Raw genomic sequence first — 18,650 nt, forward strand, 5'->3', positions numbered from 1 at the left:
GATTGGCGCAAGCGTTTTTTTAAGAAAAGTTATAAAAATACATTGTTCGTGTAATTATCAACCTAAACGCACTAAAATAGAATGTTTAACGTACAAAAGTCGTGTTTAGACCCTATAGCGATTTATATGATTAAACTCTAAACTAGGCAAATCTTCTTTTAAGAGTCTTAGATTATGATAAGAACATATAAAGGTATTGCTCCTAAATTATCCGAAGGGGTTTATATTGACGAAAGCGCAGTATTGGTCGGTGACATTAGCATTGGCAAAGATAGTAGTGTTTGGCCCCTAGTCGCCGCACGTGGGGATGTCAATTATATCAAAATTGGCGAAAGAACAAATGTACAGGATGGTAGTGTCCTTCATTTAACACGAAAAAGCGCTGCAAACCCAAAAGGCTACCCGCTCATTATTGGAGATGACGTGACCATCGGGCACAAAGTGATGCTACATGGCTGTCAGTTGAGCAATCGAATACTGGTCGGTATGGGTGCAATCGTTATGGACAATGTCACAGTTGAAGATGATGTCATCATCGGTGGTGGTGCTTTAGTCCCTCCCAATAAAACACTAAAGTCCGGCTATTTGTATGTTGGTAGCCCAGTAAAACAAGCACGCCCTTTAACAGATCAAGAGCGCACTTTTTTGAAAGTGTCTGCACAAAATTATGTAGAGTTAAAAGACGAATATCTACAAGAAGGTTAACTCTATTTCACCAGACGCCGAGTAATCTTCATCTTCAATACGTTGCTCGGCCAGCATTTCGTAATCAAATTGGTGGTTTCTAAAATGGTTGATAGGCTCTAGTTCAGTTTCGGGCACAGCCACTACACAAGGGACTATCATGCCTGACACCATAGCCGTAAACACCAAACGACGTCGTGACCCATCAAAGTGTATATCATCATTGAATAAAATAGCTTGATTCATTTTATTTTGCCTTCTCTAGCAAAGGGTCAACATTCGGATATTTTCCTCGCCACACCGAGTATGCCTCCGCAGCTTGACCGATTAGCATACCCATCCCATCCATTAAATAGCAGGCATTGTTATTGTTGGCTAGCCACGTTAGAAAACTCGTACGCTCATCGCTGTAAAACATGTCATAACCCCATATGACCTCAGCCACAAGCTGACTTGAAATATTTGGCGTGTCGCCAGTCACACTTGATGAGGTTGAATTTATCACACCGGTATAAAGTAGCTCAGGTATATCATCAAGTGGCGCAGCCACCACGTCTCCATATGGCGCAAATAGCTCAGCCAATGCTTGTGCTTTTGAGACCGTACGATTCGCAATCACAATTTGCTTTACACCCGCTTTGAGTAAAGGATAGATACACCCTCTTGCGGCACCACCAGCACCTAATAATAAAACCACAGCATCTTGTACTTGCGCTTGATGTCTTTGTAGATCAGCGACCAAACCCGCGCCGTCGGTATTGTCACCTAGGACCAATCCATCCTCTTGTAACTTTAATGTGTTCACTGCACCGGCCAATTTTGCTCGCTCCGTAAGTGTGTCTGCATAGTCAAACGCTGCTTCTTTAAAAGGTAAGGTAACGTTCGCACCTTTACCTCCACCAGCAAAGAAGTCTTTGATACTACTTATAAAGCCATCCTCTGGTGCAAGTATCGCAGTATATTCGATATGCTCATTGAGTTGAGATGCAAATTGCGAATGAATCTCTGGCGATTTAGAATGCTTTATCGGGTTACCAAAAACCGCATATTTGTCCATTTTTAGCCTAACAATAGTGATAGTGAATGAAGCAGTTAATTAAACGCATCTTTCGCAAAGATGCAAGTGAAGATCAAACCACACAAAAAAATCATCAAGCTCCAACACCAGAGCGCACCCCCTATGAGATATTAGGTGGCGAGCAAGGTACTCTCGCACTCGCCAACCGCTTTTACGATATTATGGAAAGCGATCCATACGCGAAGCCACTTTACGATATGCACCCACTACCACTCGATAGGATCCGCCAGGTATTTTTTGAATTCCTTTCAGGGTGGTTAGGCGGCCCTGATTTATTTGCGGAGAAATACGGCCACCCTCGCCTACGCATGAGACATATGCCATTCCCCATCAACCAAGACCTGCGCGATCAGTGGATGCACTGCATGGATAAAGCATTAGAAACAGAAGTAGATAACCCACTATTGCGAGAGGGACTGAGAAAATCCTTTGCCCAGCTTGCGACACATATGATTAACCAAGACTAAAGTACTATTTAAATAAATGCACTAGACAAGTTACATTTGCGCTGAGTCAAATCTCAATCTAGAGTTCGCACGCATAATAGACACTTAATTCAAATTAGGTGCAATGCGTGTGAAGTCTATTCAACATAAAATATATGCCCTACTCGCCATTACGGGTGTGCTGGTATTGATCGCCAGTATTCTTAGTAACAGCAATCAACAGAAATCCCTTGCTGAGCAAACCGTCGAAACCAACATTAGACTGCTTGCAGATAATTATTTCGATTCCATCAATACTATGATGCTCACTGGCACGATGGCAAATCGCCAAATCTTAGGTGATAAGTTACGTAACCACGACAATATTGAAGATGCACATATTATCCGTGGTGAAAAAGTGAATGCCTTATATGGCCAAGGTAATCCAAATGAATCGCCACAGTCCTACTCCGAACGAGCAGCACTCAACGGTGAAGAATTACTGGTTATTGAGCAAAAAGGTGATATGCGGGTTATGACCTATTTAAAACCCATGGTCGCCAGCGCTGATTATAAGGGTACAAACTGCCTTGGCTGTCACCAAGCGCAGGAAGGTGATGTACTGGGCGCTGTGAAAATTAGCTATTCACTAGAAGAGATTGACGATACGGTCCATGAAAACACCTTACTAAGCACTGCTATTTTGACAACGATATTTGCCACTGCGTTTTTGATCCTTGGTATTTTATTCCGCAAGCTCTTTATTGTCAGGCTGAAAAACCTCGGCAGAACTATGCGACTGGCTACGACGAACCAAGACCTTAGCTTACGTATAGATGATGAGATAGACGACGAACTAGGCCGATTGGCCACAAACTTCAATAAAATGATGGCAGCGTTTAAAGACAGTATTGCAGAGATGTCACGCTCTTCTAAAGTACTTATCCACTCTGCCGAGCACATTTATACAGCCGCAGAGACAACAGAGGCCGCAATACAATCGCAAAAACAAGGCACGGATTCAGTTGCGGCGGCCATTAATGAGCTGGAAAGTTCATCCAGTGAAGTCAAAAATACCACGCACTTTGCCTCAGAAAAGTCGGATAGCAGCAATCACCTCGCAGAGCAAAGTATGTCGATTGCACACACGACTGAACAAAGCATCAATCAGTTAGCGCAAGATATAAGAGACGCGTCAAACCAGGTGAGCCAACTGCAAGCGCAAACTTTGGCTGTGGGTAAAGTCTTAGAGGTGATCAGTAGTATTGCAGAGCAAACCAACTTGTTGGCGCTCAATGCAGCAATCGAAGCCGCCCGTGCAGGCGAGGCCGGTAGAGGGTTTGCAGTCGTTGCAGACGAGGTCAGAACACTTGCAACTCGTACGCATGACTCTACAGATGAAATCCGCAGAACTATAGATAAGCTGCAACAAGAGGCAGAGCAAACAGTCAATGCCATGAATGCTTCTTGCTCCGAAGCGGACGATCGCGCTCAACAGGTGCAACAAGTCGCGCAGGCGCTAAAAGATATTTCGTCGCAAATGCATGAGATCAATGCGCTTAATGTGCAAATTGCCGATGCCACCGAGCAGCAAAACTTAGCGGCTGAAGAAATAAACCAAAGCGTCATTGCAATAAGAGACAATGCAGAGCAATCACTGGTAGATGCTCATGGCAGTAAACAAGTCAGTGAAGAGCTACTAAAGCTGGCCCGCTCGCTCGACGAGCAAGTAAGAGGTTTTAAGCTAGATTAGCCTGTACGATTAATCCAACCAAAAAAGGAACCAAAAGGTTCCTTTTTACTTTGTAATTTATGACAAGCTACTCACCAATCACAGATTACTTATATTCAACCAATCTTGTGGTTTTAAAAAGTGCTCATATAAACGCGCTTCGTTTGAGCCAGACTCTGGTTTGAAATCATACTCCCAACGTGCCAAAGGTGGCATCGACATAAGAATAGACTCTGTACGACCACCACTTTGCAAACCAAACAAGGTACCTCTGTCCCAAACAAGATTGAACTCGACGTAGCGGCCACGACGGTATAACTGGAACTCTCGTTCTTGTTCGGTAAAAGGTTGTGCTTTTCTGCGCTCAATAATAGGAATGTAAGCGGGTAAAAACCCTGCTCCTACTGCCTGCATAAAGGCAAAACTCTTATCGAATCCCCATTCATTCAAATCATCAAAGAATAAACCGCCGACTCCGCGAGTCTCATCACGATGTTTGAGGTAGAAGTAATCATCACACCACTTTTTGTAGTTTGGATAAACGGCTTCACCAAAGGGGTCACATAGCTCTTTAGCAACCTTGTGCCAATGCTTAACATCTTCTAATTGAGGGTAAAATGGTGTTAAGTCAAACCCGCCACCAAACCACCAAATAGGTTCTTCGCCTTCTTTTTCAGCAATAAAGAAGCGCACATTTGCATGACTTGTTGGGATGTGTGGGTTTTTAGGGTGGATCACCAATGACACACCACAGGCGTGAAAACTGCGACCCGCCAATTCAGGGCGATGTGCCGTTGCAGATGCTGGCATTGACGCACCATATACATGAGAGTAGTTAACGCCCCCCTGTTCGATAACATCACCACCTCTTAGAACTCGTGTTCGACCACCGCCACCTTCTGCACGCTCCCACCTATCTTCAACAAACTTGCCGCTGCCATCAGCTTGCTCTAAACCTTGGCAAATGTCGTCTTGTAATTTTAGTAAGAATGCTTTGACTGTCTCTAGATTTACTTTACTCACCCGATTAGCTCCTAAAGACTTTGCCAGTCATTGCATCGCGGATTTGGCTTGGAGAAGTACGTCCGCCTAATTCGCCGTCTTGATAAAAACCAACGCGCTCATTAAACATCGCTTTTGCTTCGTCAATAGTCATCGCTGGATCTTCACCGCTGAAGTTGGCACTGGTAGACACTAAAGGCTTGCCAAACTCCTGACAAAGTTGCTTTACAACTGGGTGATCGGTCACACGAACAGCGATACTTGTATGCTCACCAGTTAGCCACTTCGGGGTCGTCGATTTAGCGGGCAATACCCAAGTTACCGGACCTGGCCAAGCAGAGAAAATTTCAGCACGTTTATCCATTGGGATTTTGGCGTCATCAACATAATTCAAACACTGTGCAAAATTATCCGCAATCAAGATCAACCCCTTTTCTATCGGGCGCTCTTTCAAAGCCAGTAATTTGTGCACCGCCCCCTCACTATCAGGGTCACAACCAAGACCAATAATTGCCTCTGTCGGATAACAGATCAACTCGCCTTGCTGTAACGCTTCAATCGCCGATTGTGGCTGTTCATTAGGTGTTTCATTGTGAGTCATAGGGATCCTCAATCATATGCTGACAAGCTTTTTGTGGACATTGTAGCATAGCTTTGCCCGCGCGCTGTTTTTGCACCATAACCGGCCAGTTACACTGTTCACACTGATGCGCAACCGGGTGCTGATTTAAACTGTACTTACATTTGGGATAGGCATCACAAGCATAAAAAAACTTGCCGTATTTGTTCTTGCGCTTTTGTAGTTGGCCTTTTTGACACTTAGGGCACGTCGGTAAAGATTCAGACTCCTCTTCATCTTCGTGCACAATAAAGTGACACTCCGGATAACCCGTACAACCAATAAACATTCCGTAACGACCATTTCTAATCACTAGTTGTTTACCACATTCAGGGCAATCGGCATCATTCAGAATTTTTATGTCATGACTGTCATGATGTGCAAAAGAGCGTATATAGTCACAAGTTGGATAGCTGGCACAGCCAAGAAACGCCCCATTTTTGGAATGCTTGACCACCAGCCCAGAACCGCACTTTGGACAGACTTCATATTCTTTTTCTAATGCATGCTGATTAGCATTAAAAAGTGAGTGGTCAATTTTGCTCATTGGAATAACCTTGGGTTGTGCACGCATCGCGCTATTTCGCGCTATTTTACTCCGTGTACGCGATTAGATAAACAGGTACATTTAACCGCAAAACATATAAAAAACACAAAAAACACAAAAAATTGACAAAAAAAAACAAAACTACACACAGTGAACCCGCTTTAGGTACTTTCGACATTAAATAAGGAGATTTTTAATGCGCCAAACCGTGTTTATTCTATGCTGTGTTTTGTTTTCACTCTCTTCTCAAGCAAGGCAATATATTTATCCTGAAAATGTATACTTTTTTAAAACTAGCTGGGGTGTTGAACTTGCTGTTTCTGTGTCGTGGAATAGCTCTTCAAAAAAGCTAGACTATACAATATTTAATCAACAAGGTATTGATACCGATATCGCTCTAAGAGAATTTGCTAGCGCGGCATTGGCCAAGCGTATTTATCGTTACTATGAAACTACACCTTGTGGCCACGACTGTCGTACTCATTATAGTATTGATGATCAATTAGCAAATGGTCGAAAGGACGGTTCCAACACACAAAGGGAGTCAAACCTAGGCTGGTTCAGCAGTTTTTTAAACTTATTTTTTTCAGGTGCAGGTACTACTACAACCACTCAACTAGTTAACAATATAGAGCGCAATTCTGGAGCAGAAAATCAATCACAATTCAGCATTATTACCTCTTCTAGCGGTTATGGTAGTAAGGCTACGGGTATTTGCAAAATTACAGCGACTACATGTGTTCCAATAGATGCAGAAGTAAAACATTTAGGAAACAAATTAACATTTAAGTTTAATTATAAAACAAGTGGAGGAGGAACGCCTAGCAGCGAAACTCTTGCTGTCACAAACCTAATTGACGATTATTCAGCCTCCATTGAATATGCCTGTATTACTACTTTTACAGGTTCTAACGGACGTATGGTTGCCCAAACCACCTGTTTTAGATCTAACTAATTTAGTCAAAGCCTACAGGATTATTGCCTAGTGCAATAACCCGGTAGGTTGTTCAAATATTAAGTCTTCCATTTGTGCGTAGGCATGCTCTTTACCTGGCACATTAAATAACACCATTAAGATCACCCATTTTAGATCATCTAAACAAATGGACGACTTCTCTAGTGCCATCATACGGTCGATCACCATTTCTCGCGTTGTACAGTCAATGACCCCTATTTGCTCAACAAACATTAAAAAACCTCGGCACTCTACATCCAGCACTCTGCTTTCTTCTTCTGTATAAATGCGAATGGCCGAGTCTGGTTTTGCGTTTAAGTATGGGAATTCATCACTGTGTTGTAAATCTGCTAGTTGCTCCAACCAATCAAGCGCTTTGTAAATTTCGTCTTGATTAAAACCAGCCCCGACCAGTTCATCGGTCAATTGATTTTGCTCTACGAAGATATCCGCTTCGCTGTGAATATAGTTCTCAAATAAGTACATTAGGATATCAAACATGTTTAACCCCTCGCTAATTTGATGTAGCCGTTTAATACACGTTCTACTTTGTCTTCAAGCTCTAAGTCCAATAGTCTGGCAAGTACCTGCTCTACTGGCCACTGGGTCCTCTGCACTAAGGTATCTACGTCTGTCACCTCATAGCCGAGATTTTGCAAAATGGGGCAACTCTCCTGCGGTTCTTCACTTTCTATAATATATAGACTGTTTTCGGGTAAAAAGCTCACCTCTTCGAGAATATCGCTGACATGTTCAGTGAGTTTGGCTCCCTGCTTGAGCAAAAAATGGCACCCTTGGGACAAGCTATGACGAATTGACCCGGGTATCGCGAATACCTCTTTATTTTGCTCCAGCGCATATCGAGCGGTAATTAGTGAACCACTTTTTATTTCCGCTTCCACCAGCAACACTCCCAATGACAAGCCAGAGATAATCCGGTTACGCCTCGGAAAGTGGCTTGCATGGGCGCGGATCCCCGGTAAAAACTCACTAATCAGCAAACCTTGCTCTGCAATACGCCAATATAAGTCGCGATGACGCTGCGGATAAATCACATCAACCCCAGTGCCCAATACCGCAATGGTTCCCTTGTTACAGTCCAATGCTCCAGTGTGTGCTGCACCATCAATTCCGCGAGCCATGCCGGACGTGACTAGTAAATTTGACTGACTCAGCTGTTTGGCAAAGTCGTACGCAATATCGAGCCCTGTTCGAGAAGCTGAGCGGCTGCCTACAACGGCTATCTGAGGGTGTTTTAGCAACGCAGTATTTCCCCTGCAAAATAATAGCCAAGGTGGATTGCAAATATGCGTCAGTGCAACTGGGTAGTGTTTATCGAAAAATTGAATAATGTGTAGGTTTTGGGCCTCACACACCTTAATTACTTGGTCTACTCGCTGCCAATCCACACGATGTAATTGTTTGGCAACCTCCTCTGATAGCCCAAGTTGCAGTAAATCTGAAAGGCCCAGTGAAAATAATGAAGGTAGGGAAATCTTTTGCTGTAGAGCCAACAAAGTTGAAACGCCGAGACCCCGGCACAATTGTAAAGCAAGTGCTTGTCGTATTGATAACTTATCCACGCTCCCTCCTTGAGCATTAAATATATAATTAATTCGTGACGCTATCTCCCACTCTAATAGGGTGAGACGTCTTAGTCACCATGGCATAACTAATGTTGTCATACACTTTGAATAACATCAGCTCTCCCACTTTTTCACTGGGCATATGCCATACAGTGCTGTCTTCGCTGTTTTCTTCGCCAAACAAAGAGCCGATATCTCCAATGAGCTTATCTAGAGAGCTAGCGTCTTCCACATACCTTGGTCCGTCTTCATTTTCAATCACAGTGGGGGACTGACGCAGTATATTCAATACACTCCCTTCAACCAATTTTTGACTACTACCAAGGTTCAATATGACAACTGACATTGCACCAAACTCGGTATGGCGATTACCGCTCGCAATAATTTTTCCGTCTATGGCTATGCTTGGTTTGCTCATTCTAAAAGCGGCTTTGTGATCTTGCCCCTGTGCAATTGGCATGACCAAGTCACCCGCTTTGACCTCTTGCTTCACACCGTCGATTCTTAAAGTGCTAGGGACCCCATCCTCTATGTCGCCAGATTTAGTAGCACGCCCTGTACCAACCAACTTAGTTTCATAGGCAAGTGTCGTCGAGCCGTCTTTATACGGTTCGCCCTTCCGATAGATACCGTAAGTGCCCCCTTGCAATAAGTCCCCTTTCACATACAACAAGTGGCCCACAATACTCATCTTAAAGTTTTTATTCGAGCCCAATACAATCGGGACATCATCTAAATCATCTTTACTCAGCGCCTGAGAAAAAATGAGATATGGCTCCAACACAGACAACGGTAAAGTTGGTATCGCCTCTCCTTTTGCTGTAATAATACGTGTTTTCGGGGATAATTTTCTTACCCCTTTATCGATTCTTAGTACTGGGTTGCCATTTTCATCGACTTCTAAAGCCAAAATATCACCGGGGTAAATCAGGTTAGGGTTATCAATTTGAGGATTGTTTTGCCATAACTCAGGCCACTTCCATGGGCTACGAAGGTACAAGCTCGAAATGTCCCAGAGTGTATCCCCTTTTTTGACAACATAGCGCTTGGGTGCATCAGCTTTGACCGTTAGTGTGTCTGCAATGACAGGGAATACGGCAACAGCAGCGATGAATAAGGCGGCAATTTGAGATTTCATGCATGCTTCCTTGAGTTATTTTTAGATATTATCCACCAAAACCTGTTAAAGGGGAACGTGAATGGCTAAAATAAGAGCATACATTACCTCATTTAGAAAGACTGTAAAAGGTATCTATGGCAAAGTTAGAAGTGCTTAAGTTTCCTAACGAGCGATTGCGCACCGTTGCAAAGCCCGTTAAAGAAGTAAATGATGAAACCCGTCAAATCGTCAAAGACATGTTAGAAACTATGTATGACGAAAATGGCGTTGGCCTCGCAGCTACTCAGGTTGATATTCATCAGCGCATTGTGGTTATTGATGTATCTGAAGAACGCAACGAACCTTATGTATTAATCAATCCAGAAATCGTTGCCTCTGAAGGTAATATGGTATGTGAAGAAGGCTGCCTATCGGTCCCTTATTCTTATGCAAAAGTAGACCGTGCTGAAAAAGTAACGGTGAAAGCACTTAATGAAAACGGTGAAGAATATCAATTTGATGCACAAGAACTGCTTTCTAATTGCGTTCAACACGAGCTAGACCATTTAGTTGGTAAGTTATTCATTGATTATTTGTCGCCACTAAAGCGTCAACGCATCAAAAAGAAAATTGAGAAAGAAGCCCGTCTCGCGACTAAAGCTTAATCAGACATTATTTAATTGGACAGTTTACTAGTGAACAACCCTCTGCGTATTGTATTTGCGGGCACGCCTGATTTTGCCGCGCGACACCTCCAAGCATTAATCGACTCTCATCATGAAGTCATTGCTGTATATAGCACTCCTGATAAACCAGCTGGTCGAGGTAAGAAACTAAAAGCCAGTGAAGTTAAAACATTGGCGCTAGCACACGATCTACAAGTCGTGCAGCCAGCTTCATTAAAAAGTGATGAAGCGACTGAGCAGTTAGCAGCATTTCATGCTGATGTGATGGTGGTCGTTGCCTATGGGTTGCTATTGCCAAAAGCAATTTTGGACACACCAAAACTTGGCTGCCTCAATGTGCATGGGTCAATATTGCCACGCTGGCGTGGAGCAGCACCTATCCAACGTTCAATCTGGGCGGGCGACAATGAAACTGGGGTCACCATCATGCAAATGGACGAAGGGTTAGACACAGGAGACATGCTGCATATTGCTACCTGTCCAATTGATAGTAAAGAAACCAGTGCCAGCCTATACGCCAAGTTAGCAGAACTCGGGCCTAGCGCGCTTGTCGAAACACTCGACAAACTAGCTGCGGGCAAAATCATTCCTCAAAAGCAAGACGATGCGCTGTCAAATTACGCGAAAAAGCTATCCAAGCAAGAAGCTGAAATTGACTGGAAAATGAGTGCAGAACAAATCGAGCGTAATATTCGCGCATTCAACCCTTGGCCAATGTGTTTCACTCAAATGCAATCGCAAACGGTGAAAATTTGGCAAGCAGAGGTGGTTACCCAGACCGGAGAACCAGGTACTGTACTCGAGGCGTCAAAGCAAGGGATCATTATTGCCTGTGGTGAAGGTGCACTACAAATCAATGAATTACAACCACAGGGCAAAAAGCCAATGACTACACAAGACTTTTTAAATGGTCGTGCTGATTGGGTAACGCCGGGCAATAAGGTGGGCGCATAATGGCAAATGTACGAGCGCTGGCGGCGCAAACATTATTTGAGGTTGTAGATAAAGGAAATTCGCTGACCGCCCAGCTTCCTTATGCCAGCCAGCAATTGCCACATAAGGACCGCGCCTTACTACAGCAAATGTGCTATGGCGTTTTGCGCCATTTGCCAAGTCTAGAGCACTATTGTCAGAATTTATTAGATCAACCTCTACGAGGCAAGCGCCGAGTATTTCAGTTCTTGCTATACGTAGGTATCTATCAATTACAGCATATGCGAGTACCCGCACACGCCGCGGTTGCCGAGACAGTAAATGCACTAAACCCTTTGCGGGCGCCAGGTATGAAAAGCCTCGTTAACGCCGTATTGCGTAACTTTCAACGCCAACAAACAGAGTTAGAAGCAAGCGCCAATGAAATTTTGGTATGTCAATACAACCACCCTAGCTGGTTTATTAAAAAGCTACAGGCTGCGTACCCCCAAGATTGGCAAGCAATTCTGGAGTCAAACCAACTACAAGCGCCAATGTGGTTGCGCGTTAATCAGCAACAAGGTTCGACGCCAGCTTACTCAGCAAAGCTGGATAAAGCGGATATCGCCCACAGCGTCAATGACGACTTCGAAGATGGCATATTGCTTACTCAACCAGTGGATGTGAAAGCGCTGCCCAGTTTCGACAAAGGTGCGTGTTCTGTACAAGATGCAGCAGCACAAATGGCGGCGAGATTGCTCGCTCCACAAGATGGTGACATTATTTTGGACGCGTGTGCAGCACCTGGTGGCAAGACCTGCCATATACTAGAACTCGCAGATGCCAAAGTTACAGCGTTAGATGCCGATGCGAAGCGACTAGAACGCGTAACCGACAACCTTAATCGTCTTTCTTTGCATGCTGACTGCGTGCACGGCTTGGCTGATCAACCTGATGACTGGTGGCAAGGTGAGCAGTTTGATCGTATCCTGTTGGATGTACCTTGCTCAGCTACAGGTGTAATACGTCGCCACCCAGATATTAAGTGGTTGAGAAGAGCGGCTGATATCGATGAACTTGCAGCATTACAGGCTAAAATTTTAGATAATATCTGGCCGTTGTTAAAAACAGGTGGTACGTTAGTGTACGCAACTTGCTCAGTACTTCCAGATGAAAACCATGAGCAAATTAAAGCCTTTTTAGCGCGTACCGACAATGCAACGCACATTGCATTACACGATCAAGATAACGCTGAGCAGCCCGGTTTACAATTATTGCCAGGCACCACTGATGGCTTCTATTACGCGAAGTTGCAAAAACAATAAAAACTGTAAGTTTGAGCTATGAAAATCATTATTTTAGGTGCCGGACAGGTTGGTGGCACGCTCGCTGAAAACCTCGTCGGGGAGCAAAATGAAATCACCGTTGTTGATATCGACGGTGAGCGTCTGCGCGAATTGCAAGACAAATACGACTTGCAAGGTGTGAATGGTCACAGTGCCCACCCCGAGGTATTAAGGCAAGCTGGTGCTGAAGACGCCGACATGATCATTGCGGTGACTAGCTCAGACGAAGTGAATATGATCGCATGTCAGGTCGCCTATAGTATTTTCAATACGCCAACTAAAATTGCTCGGATCCGTTCCGAGCAATACCTTGATTACCGAGAAAAGCTATTCCATAACGACGACTTACCAGTTGACCACTACATCGCACCAGAGCAGCTGGTCACCAAGTATATTCGTCGCTTAATCGACTACCCCGGAGCCCTGCAAGTATTGAAATTTGCCGACGGCATGCTCTCCTTGGTTGCAGTTAAGGCATACTACGGTGGACTACTAGTAGGCTATGCCCTCTCGGCATTGAAAGAGCATATTCCTAATGTTGACACTCGTGTTGCTGCCATTTACCGTCAGGGAAAAGCCATTAAGCCGCTTGGTACAACGGTGATTGAAGCGGACGACGAAGTATTCTTCATTGCCGCAACGAAACACATTCGCGCAGTTATGAACGAGCTGCAAAAGCTCGAGCAATCATATAAAAAGATCATGATTGCTGGGGGCGGTAATATTGGGGCGGGTTTAGCACGTTCGCTAGAGAAGAACCACAGTGTAAAGCTGATTGAGCGCAACCATAACCGCGCGTCTCAGTTGTCTGAAATGCTAGATAACACCGTGGTATTTTGTGGAGACGCTTCAGATCAAGAGTTACTTTCCGAAGAGCATATCGAGCAGGTTGACGTATTTATTGCGGTAACCAATGATGATGAAGCCAATATCATGGCTGCCATGCTAGCAAAGCGTATGGGTGCACAAAAAACCATGGTGCTCATTCAGCGTAGTGCCTATGTCGACTTAGTACAGGGTGGCGAAATTGATATTGCCATCTCTCCACAGCAAGCCACGATTTCTGCATTGCTGACTCATGTCAGACGGGGTGATATCGTCAATGTATACTCTTTGCGAAAAGGTGCAGCTGAAGCTATCGAAGCCGTTGCCCATGGCGACGAAAATACCTCAAAAGTTGTGGGTAGAGCTATCCGAGATATTAAGTTGCCGCACGGTACTACCATCGGTGCGATTGTACGCGATGCAGAAGTACTTATTGCGCACGACCATACAGTGATCGAATCCGGCGACCATGTCATCATGTTTTTGATTGATAAAAAGCAAATTGGTGTGGTCGAAAAGCTATTCCAAGTTAGCGCTTTGTTCGTTTAACCCGACCTAATTAGGCATGTCTGTCATTTAACATGCCTAATCCACCTGCGCCCAGTTTTAATCGTAGTTGAGCGCGGAGATATCAATTAAATAGTCTTTCAAAATCGCTTGGACTTCTTTGTCTTGGCTTTCCAAATGTATCCCCAATGAAATGATGTCTTCATGGCTCTCTTTGACACGACACACTGTCCCTGTAAGCACGGCCTTTTGAGACTCTTTGCCTTCGATTAATATTTCGCAGGTCAATTCTTTTAGCTCCTCAGGTAGATGCGTTCTTTGCACATCAAACATCAAACCCGCAAGTGAGATATCTTTAATCACCCCCACTTCACTTTTTCCTTCGACACTCAGAACCGCCGGTATCAAAGTTGGAATACGTGTTTGCGCCCGTAACTTATAGGTTTGCACTTCACTCGGGTAATAGAGGTAAATTAAGCGTGCAGGGTGCGTGGTCACCGCTTTAATGGTCTCTTTAAATGCGATAATTTGCCCATCGGCTTCTTCAGGCAATGCACGAACGATTACCTCAGTGCCTTCTTTGACATAATCTAGTGCTGCACCTAAGCGCTTATGACTAGGTTGATTTAGGATAATAAACTGATTTTCAAGTGCACCTACAAATTCAGTCTTAATGCGCTTGCGATTCGCTGGCAACACGATTTCCATATCAACAATACTACCCGCTTGCATTTGTAACACCTGCAGTCGGTTTTCTGCCAACTCACTTTTAGTCATGGTAAAAGCCCTTCACTTGCCCTTTATTAATTTTAGCAGCATGGCAAAATTTTATGTCGCCATAATTTAACTACCGCATTTATATCGTAGAAATGAATAAAAACTTTAATAATTTCAGATAAATAAGAAATAGTAATGATAAATAAAGCCAATTCCATGCTTTGTTATGAGAAAGGCTTTTTAGCCCTATCCATAGGGCTAAATCGGTATTAATCTCTTGAAAATTGGGAGATTAACCGCGCCAGAAGGTAGGAGTAAATAGAACTAATAAAGTGAATATTTCCAATCGACCAAAAACCATGGCCAGCGTCAGAATCCACTTTGCGGTATCACTGATATCACCATAATGAGCAGCCACATCACCCAAGCCTGGACCTAAGTTGTTTAAACAGGCAGCTGTGGCCGAGAATGCAGTGATGTTATCCAACCCAGTGCCAAGCAAAGCAATCATGATTATCACAAAAACCAACGCATAGGCAGAAAAGAACCCCCACACCGCTTCAACCACTTTATCTGGAAGTGCCTTTCGGCCAAGCTTTATTGAGTATATGGCTCTAGGGTGTACCAAACGATTAAGCTCTCGGATCCCTTGCAAATAAAGCAAGAACACGCGCACCACTTTCATGCCACCGCCAGTGGACCCGGCACAACCACCGATGAAGCTCGAAAAAATTAAGAGAATAGGTAAGAACAATGGCCATGCCGAGAAGCTATCCGTTGCAAAGCCTGCAGTTGTACTGATTGAGACAGCCTGAAATAGCGCATGATCAAGTGTTTCATCACCGTCACTATAAACTTGATTTGAAGACAGCACAGCAAAGCAAATCACCACCAGTGCCAACTGAATAAACAGAAAGACCTTGAATTCCGGGTCTCTTAAATAAGCCCGCACGCTACGACTAGCAACAGCGGCATAGTGAAGTGAAAAGTTAATGGCCGCTATCAACAAAAATACCACACAAATAAAGTTGATCATGGGGCTGTCAAAATGACCTATCGAGGCATCATAGGTAGAGAAACCACCGATAGCGATGGTTGCAAAGGCATGACAAATAGCATCAAACCACCCCATTCCTGCCACTTTATAAGCGGCTGTACAGGCGGCGGTGAGCGCAACATAGATGTACCAAAGATGCTTTGCAGTATCGGCAATACGCGGCGTCATTTTCGAGTCTTTCACTGGGCCCGGCGTTTCAGCTCGGTATAACTGCATACCACCGACACCAAGCATGGGAAGTACAGCCACCGCTAATACGATGATCCCCATACCGCCCAACCACTGCAGTTGTTGACGATAGAATAAGACAGATTTAGGCAAGTACTCTATCCCCGTTAACACGGTAGCACCTGTCGTAGTGAGACCGGAGAATGCTTCAAATACAGCATCGGCAAAGGATAAATTCGGTTCATCTAAGAATATGAGGGGTACGGATGCAAAGGAGCCCAGTACCAGCCAAAAAAGAACCACGATTAAGAAGCCTTCTCTGGCTTTGAGTTCACCTCGCTCCTTGCGGTTGGGGTAATAGGCCATAAGACCAATTAGCACACTGAAAATAAAAGCAAGTACAAATGGTACACCACCACCGTCTTTGTATATCAAAGACACTATTGCCGGTGGCACCATAGTAATGCTAAACAGCGCAACAAGTTGGCCGAGAATTTTTATAATGGTACGAAATTGCATAACGCAGATCGCTTGTTGTTATGATTAGTTTTGATTGTCTAATACCCTCAGGCGTTAGTAAACCACGTAACTCGGGAAATCAATCACTTTTGTATCTTAAATGACACACTACCATGGGTTAAATCATAGATAGACTGAATAGCAGCATCCGCCTCTCGCGCATCTATTTCTATTTGCCAGCCAATCTTCGCAGCAAAATCATGTTTTACTTCAAGAATTTGATACTGAATGGCTAAGTGCTGCTCTATAACCCCCTGCAACCCATAGTCAGATTCACCAAGAATGATTACTGAAGGTACTTTCAACGAAGTTGTGAGCTCCCTCAGTGCATTATTCAGTGTGCCACCGTAAGCACGGACCAAGCCACCAGTACCTAGCTTGATACCACCGAAATAACGTGTCGTGACTGCGGTAATTTCTCCAATTCCAGAGCCCATTAGAACATTAAGCATGGGTTTACCCGCAGTGCCATTGGGTTCTCCATCATCAGAAAAGCCAAGTACATGGCTACCACCAGGTGCGCCGGCTACGTGTGCCCAGCAATTATGCCTGGCATCAGGAAACTCTTCATTGATACTGCGAATAAATGCTTTCGCCTCCTCCAATGTTGGCGTATGAGCAATATGCACAATGAAGGTGCTTTTCTTTATTTCTTCGTGATAACGGATAGTCTCACATGGGATTTTATACTCTGACATACACTATAATAGCTGTGAAAAAAGGAGTCCCTTGAGACTCCTTTTATGGATTTAATAGAAATGACCTTAATTACGCAACGCGAATTAGTCTAGATTAAAGTCTCGCGTCATATTTTCAAGGCGATCTTCGTGGACAATGATGTTATCTTCAATACGAATACCACCGTACGGTTTAAACTGCGCTACTTTGTCCCAATTTACATGCTTACCGTGATCTGTTTTCGCCAAATCTGCCAGTAATGAATCAATGAAATAAAGCCCAGGTTCAATGGTAAACACCTGACCTGCTTCAATCTTTCTGGTACAACGTAAGAACGGGTGACCTTCTGGAGGCGCTTGATGTGCCCCCTGATCATCAGCCATAAACCCACCCATATCATGTACTTGCAATCCAATATGGTGACCAAGGCCATGAGGGAAGAAAGTAGATGAAATGCCTTTTTCTACAATCTCGTCAGCTCCTAGGTTGATCACTTTAAAGTCCGCTAAAATTTGCGCTATACGACGATGGCAATTAATATGCAACTCACCATACAGTTTACCCGGTTCAAGCGCTTTACCTAGTGCAATTTGATGGGCATTTAAAGAATCCACCATTTCTGCAAATTCACCTTGCTTAGCAAAGTCATACGTACGGGTAATATCTGAGGCATAGCCATTAAAATTAGCACCTGCATCAATCAAAAATGATAAATGCTGACTTGGAGCTTGGTGCTCAAAGTGGGTGTAATGTAAAATCGCACAGTGCTTGTTCAGCGCAACGATATTGCCATAGGGCATATCGTTTTCCATATGTGCGGTCGCATTTAAATAAGCTTGTTGAATCGAAAACTCAGAGCCTCCTGCATAAAACTCATCTCTAGCCGCTTTGTGACCCAATACCGCAATACGGTTTGCTTCACGCATACAGGTCATTTCATACTCTGTTTTATAAGCGCGATGATAGTGCAAGAAGTTCATCACTGGCTCTGGGTTCATTTGGCCAAAACCTAACGCCTGCGCAACTTCGAGATACTCACCAATATAGGCAAACTTCTCTTTGTCATATGGTAGTAACTTCTCAACTTGCTCAGGTTGAACCAATAAAGTGATATCAAAGTAATCGGCCCAAAAATCATTCGGTTCATCAGGCACTTTATGCCAGAAATCCACAGGGCGATAAAAAATTAATTTAGGTTTCTCTACCCCGTTAACCACTAACCAACAGTGAGGGTTATCAATCACCGGTAACCAAGCTTTAAACTGAGGGTTAACTTTAAACGGATAATACATATCATCCAAAAACTGGCGTTTAGCCTGCCCAGAGTGGATAACTAATCCGTCTAAGCCTTCTCGTTCTACGATGGTTTTGGTGCGCGCTTGAAGCGTCGTGATATGCTCTGCATACAAGTTGGCTAATTTGTCCACGGTGTACCCATATTAATTGAATTTTTATTGTTTCTGAGTCTAACATAGCACCGTCCTAAAAACGATGCCACGCTCATACTC

The 18,650-nt window shown here is 44.0% G+C and carries 20 protein-coding genes; 8 read left to right on the forward strand and 12 right to left on the reverse strand.

The annotated features are described in order from the left end of the window. The first annotated feature begins 171 nt into the window (after window positions 1-171). Window positions 172-705, forward strand: a complete 534-nt coding sequence (locus N482_RS18580) for a gamma carbonic anhydrase family protein (RefSeq protein ID WP_196763604.1) — start codon at window positions 172-174, stop codon at window positions 703-705. On the opposite strand, the gene N482_RS18585 is transcribed toward N482_RS18580, so the two are convergent. Continuing rightward, complete coding sequence (locus tag N482_RS18585; RefSeq protein WP_063378475.1) at window positions 691-930, reverse strand: DUF1488 domain-containing protein; 240 nt, start codon at window positions 928-930, stop codon at window positions 691-693. The two genes, N482_RS18580 and N482_RS18585, sit on opposite strands and share 15 nt — an antisense overlap. A 1-nt stretch (window position 931) precedes the next feature. Next, window positions 932-1,741: a shikimate dehydrogenase gene (gene aroE, locus N482_RS18590; protein ID WP_063378476.1), complete on the reverse strand. Its 810-nt coding sequence runs from the start codon at window positions 1,739-1,741 to the stop codon at window positions 932-934. A gap of 26 nt (window positions 1,742-1,767) precedes the next feature. Between aroE and N482_RS18595 the strand changes: the two genes are divergently transcribed. Together N482_RS18595 and N482_RS18600 are read left to right on the forward strand one after the other, a co-directional pair. Further along, window positions 1,768-2,229, forward strand: coding sequence for a group II truncated hemoglobin (locus N482_RS18595; protein WP_063378477.1), 462 nt, complete (start codon window positions 1,768-1,770; stop codon window positions 2,227-2,229). Between the two features lie 103 nt (window positions 2,230-2,332). Then, window positions 2,333-3,940 carry a methyl-accepting chemotaxis protein gene (locus N482_RS18600; RefSeq protein ID WP_063378478.1) on the forward strand — a complete coding sequence of 536 codons (1,608 nt, stop codon included), beginning with the start codon at window positions 2,333-2,335 and terminating at the stop codon, window positions 3,938-3,940. Window positions 3,941-4,018: 78 nt separating this feature from the next. Here the strand turns inward: N482_RS18600 and hemF are convergent, their stop codons facing one another. The 3 genes from hemF to N482_RS18615 are packed head-to-tail and all read right to left on the reverse strand — an operon-like array spanning window position 4,019 to window position 6,087. Beyond that, entirely contained in the window at window positions 4,019-4,942 is a 924-nt protein-coding gene (gene hemF, locus N482_RS18605) for an oxygen-dependent coproporphyrinogen oxidase (protein ID WP_063378479.1), read from the reverse strand. A gap of 4 nt (window positions 4,943-4,946) precedes the next feature. Next, window positions 4,947-5,522 (reverse strand): L-threonylcarbamoyladenylate synthase, encoded by a 576-nt coding sequence (locus tag N482_RS18610; protein WP_063378480.1) that lies wholly within the window; start codon window positions 5,520-5,522, stop codon window positions 4,947-4,949. Beyond that, on the reverse strand, window positions 5,509-6,087 hold the full coding sequence (locus tag N482_RS18615) for a type I DNA topoisomerase (protein ID WP_063378514.1): 579 nt from the start codon (window positions 6,085-6,087) through the stop codon (window positions 5,509-5,511). The genes N482_RS18610 and N482_RS18615 overlap by 14 nt, the downstream gene beginning before the upstream one ends. Before the next feature lie 196 nt (window positions 6,088-6,283). On the opposite strand from N482_RS18615, the gene N482_RS18620 reads away from it, so the two are divergent. Then, on the forward strand, window positions 6,284-7,042 hold the full coding sequence (locus tag N482_RS18620; RefSeq protein ID WP_063378481.1) for a hypothetical protein: 759 nt from the start codon (window positions 6,284-6,286) through the stop codon (window positions 7,040-7,042). Window positions 7,043-7,069: 27 nt separating this feature from the next. On the opposite strand, the gene N482_RS18625 is transcribed toward N482_RS18620, so the two are convergent. The 3 genes from N482_RS18625 to N482_RS18635 are packed head-to-tail and all read right to left on the reverse strand — an operon-like array spanning window position 7,070 to window position 9,766. Beyond that, window positions 7,070-7,543 carry a DUF494 family protein gene (locus N482_RS18625; RefSeq protein ID WP_063378482.1) on the reverse strand — a complete coding sequence of 158 codons (474 nt, stop codon included), beginning with the start codon at window positions 7,541-7,543 and terminating at the stop codon, window positions 7,070-7,072. Between the two features lie 2 nt (window positions 7,544-7,545). After that, window positions 7,546-8,625, reverse strand: a complete 1,080-nt coding sequence (gene dprA / locus N482_RS18630) for a DNA-processing protein DprA (RefSeq protein WP_063378483.1) — start codon at window positions 8,623-8,625, stop codon at window positions 7,546-7,548. Window positions 8,626-8,653: 28 nt separating this feature from the next. Continuing rightward, window positions 8,654-9,766: a LysM peptidoglycan-binding domain-containing protein gene (locus N482_RS18635; RefSeq protein WP_063378484.1), complete on the reverse strand. Its 1,113-nt coding sequence runs from the start codon at window positions 9,764-9,766 to the stop codon at window positions 8,654-8,656. Window positions 9,767-9,882: 116 nt separating this feature from the next. On the opposite strand from N482_RS18635, the gene def reads away from it, so the two are divergent. The 4 genes from def to trkA are packed head-to-tail and all read left to right on the forward strand — an operon-like array spanning window position 9,883 to window position 14,045. Continuing rightward, a complete protein-coding gene (gene def / locus N482_RS18640) occupies window positions 9,883-10,392 on the forward strand; it encodes a peptide deformylase (protein WP_063378485.1) in 510 nt (169 codons plus the stop codon). A gap of 30 nt (window positions 10,393-10,422) precedes the next feature. Then, complete coding sequence (fmt, locus tag N482_RS18645; RefSeq protein ID WP_063378486.1) at window positions 10,423-11,367, forward strand: methionyl-tRNA formyltransferase; 945 nt, start codon at window positions 10,423-10,425, stop codon at window positions 11,365-11,367. After that, window positions 11,367-12,650, forward strand: coding sequence for a 16S rRNA (cytosine(967)-C(5))-methyltransferase RsmB (gene rsmB / locus N482_RS18650; RefSeq protein ID WP_063378487.1), 1,284 nt, complete (start codon window positions 11,367-11,369; stop codon window positions 12,648-12,650). Before fmt ends, rsmB begins: the two co-directional genes overlap by 1 nt. An 18-nt stretch (window positions 12,651-12,668) precedes the next feature. Further along, window positions 12,669-14,045 carry a Trk system potassium transporter TrkA gene (trkA, locus tag N482_RS18655; RefSeq protein WP_063378488.1) on the forward strand — a complete coding sequence of 459 codons (1,377 nt, stop codon included), beginning with the start codon at window positions 12,669-12,671 and terminating at the stop codon, window positions 14,043-14,045. 57 nt (window positions 14,046-14,102) lie between these two features. On the opposite strand, the gene N482_RS18660 is transcribed toward trkA, so the two are convergent. The 4 genes from N482_RS18660 to pepQ form a co-directional block, all read right to left on the reverse strand. Continuing rightward, window positions 14,103-14,780, reverse strand: coding sequence for a flagellar brake domain-containing protein (locus tag N482_RS18660; RefSeq protein ID WP_063378489.1), 678 nt, complete (start codon window positions 14,778-14,780; stop codon window positions 14,103-14,105). Between the two features lie 232 nt (window positions 14,781-15,012). Next, complete coding sequence (locus N482_RS18665) at window positions 15,013-16,464, reverse strand: TrkH family potassium uptake protein (RefSeq protein ID WP_063356045.1); 1,452 nt, start codon at window positions 16,462-16,464, stop codon at window positions 15,013-15,015. A gap of 83 nt (window positions 16,465-16,547) precedes the next feature. Further along, entirely contained in the window at window positions 16,548-17,162 is a 615-nt protein-coding gene (locus tag N482_RS18670) for a YigZ family protein (RefSeq protein WP_063378490.1), read from the reverse strand. Window positions 17,163-17,246: 84 nt separating this feature from the next. Then, window positions 17,247-18,569 carry a Xaa-Pro dipeptidase gene (pepQ, locus tag N482_RS18675; RefSeq protein ID WP_063378491.1) on the reverse strand — a complete coding sequence of 441 codons (1,323 nt, stop codon included), beginning with the start codon at window positions 18,567-18,569 and terminating at the stop codon, window positions 17,247-17,249. Between the last annotated feature and the right edge of the window lie 81 nt (window positions 18,570-18,650).

This window comes from Pseudoalteromonas luteoviolacea NCIMB 1942 (assembly GCF_001625595.1).
Classification (GTDB): Bacteria; Pseudomonadota; Gammaproteobacteria; order Enterobacterales; family Alteromonadaceae; genus Pseudoalteromonas; species Pseudoalteromonas luteoviolacea_A.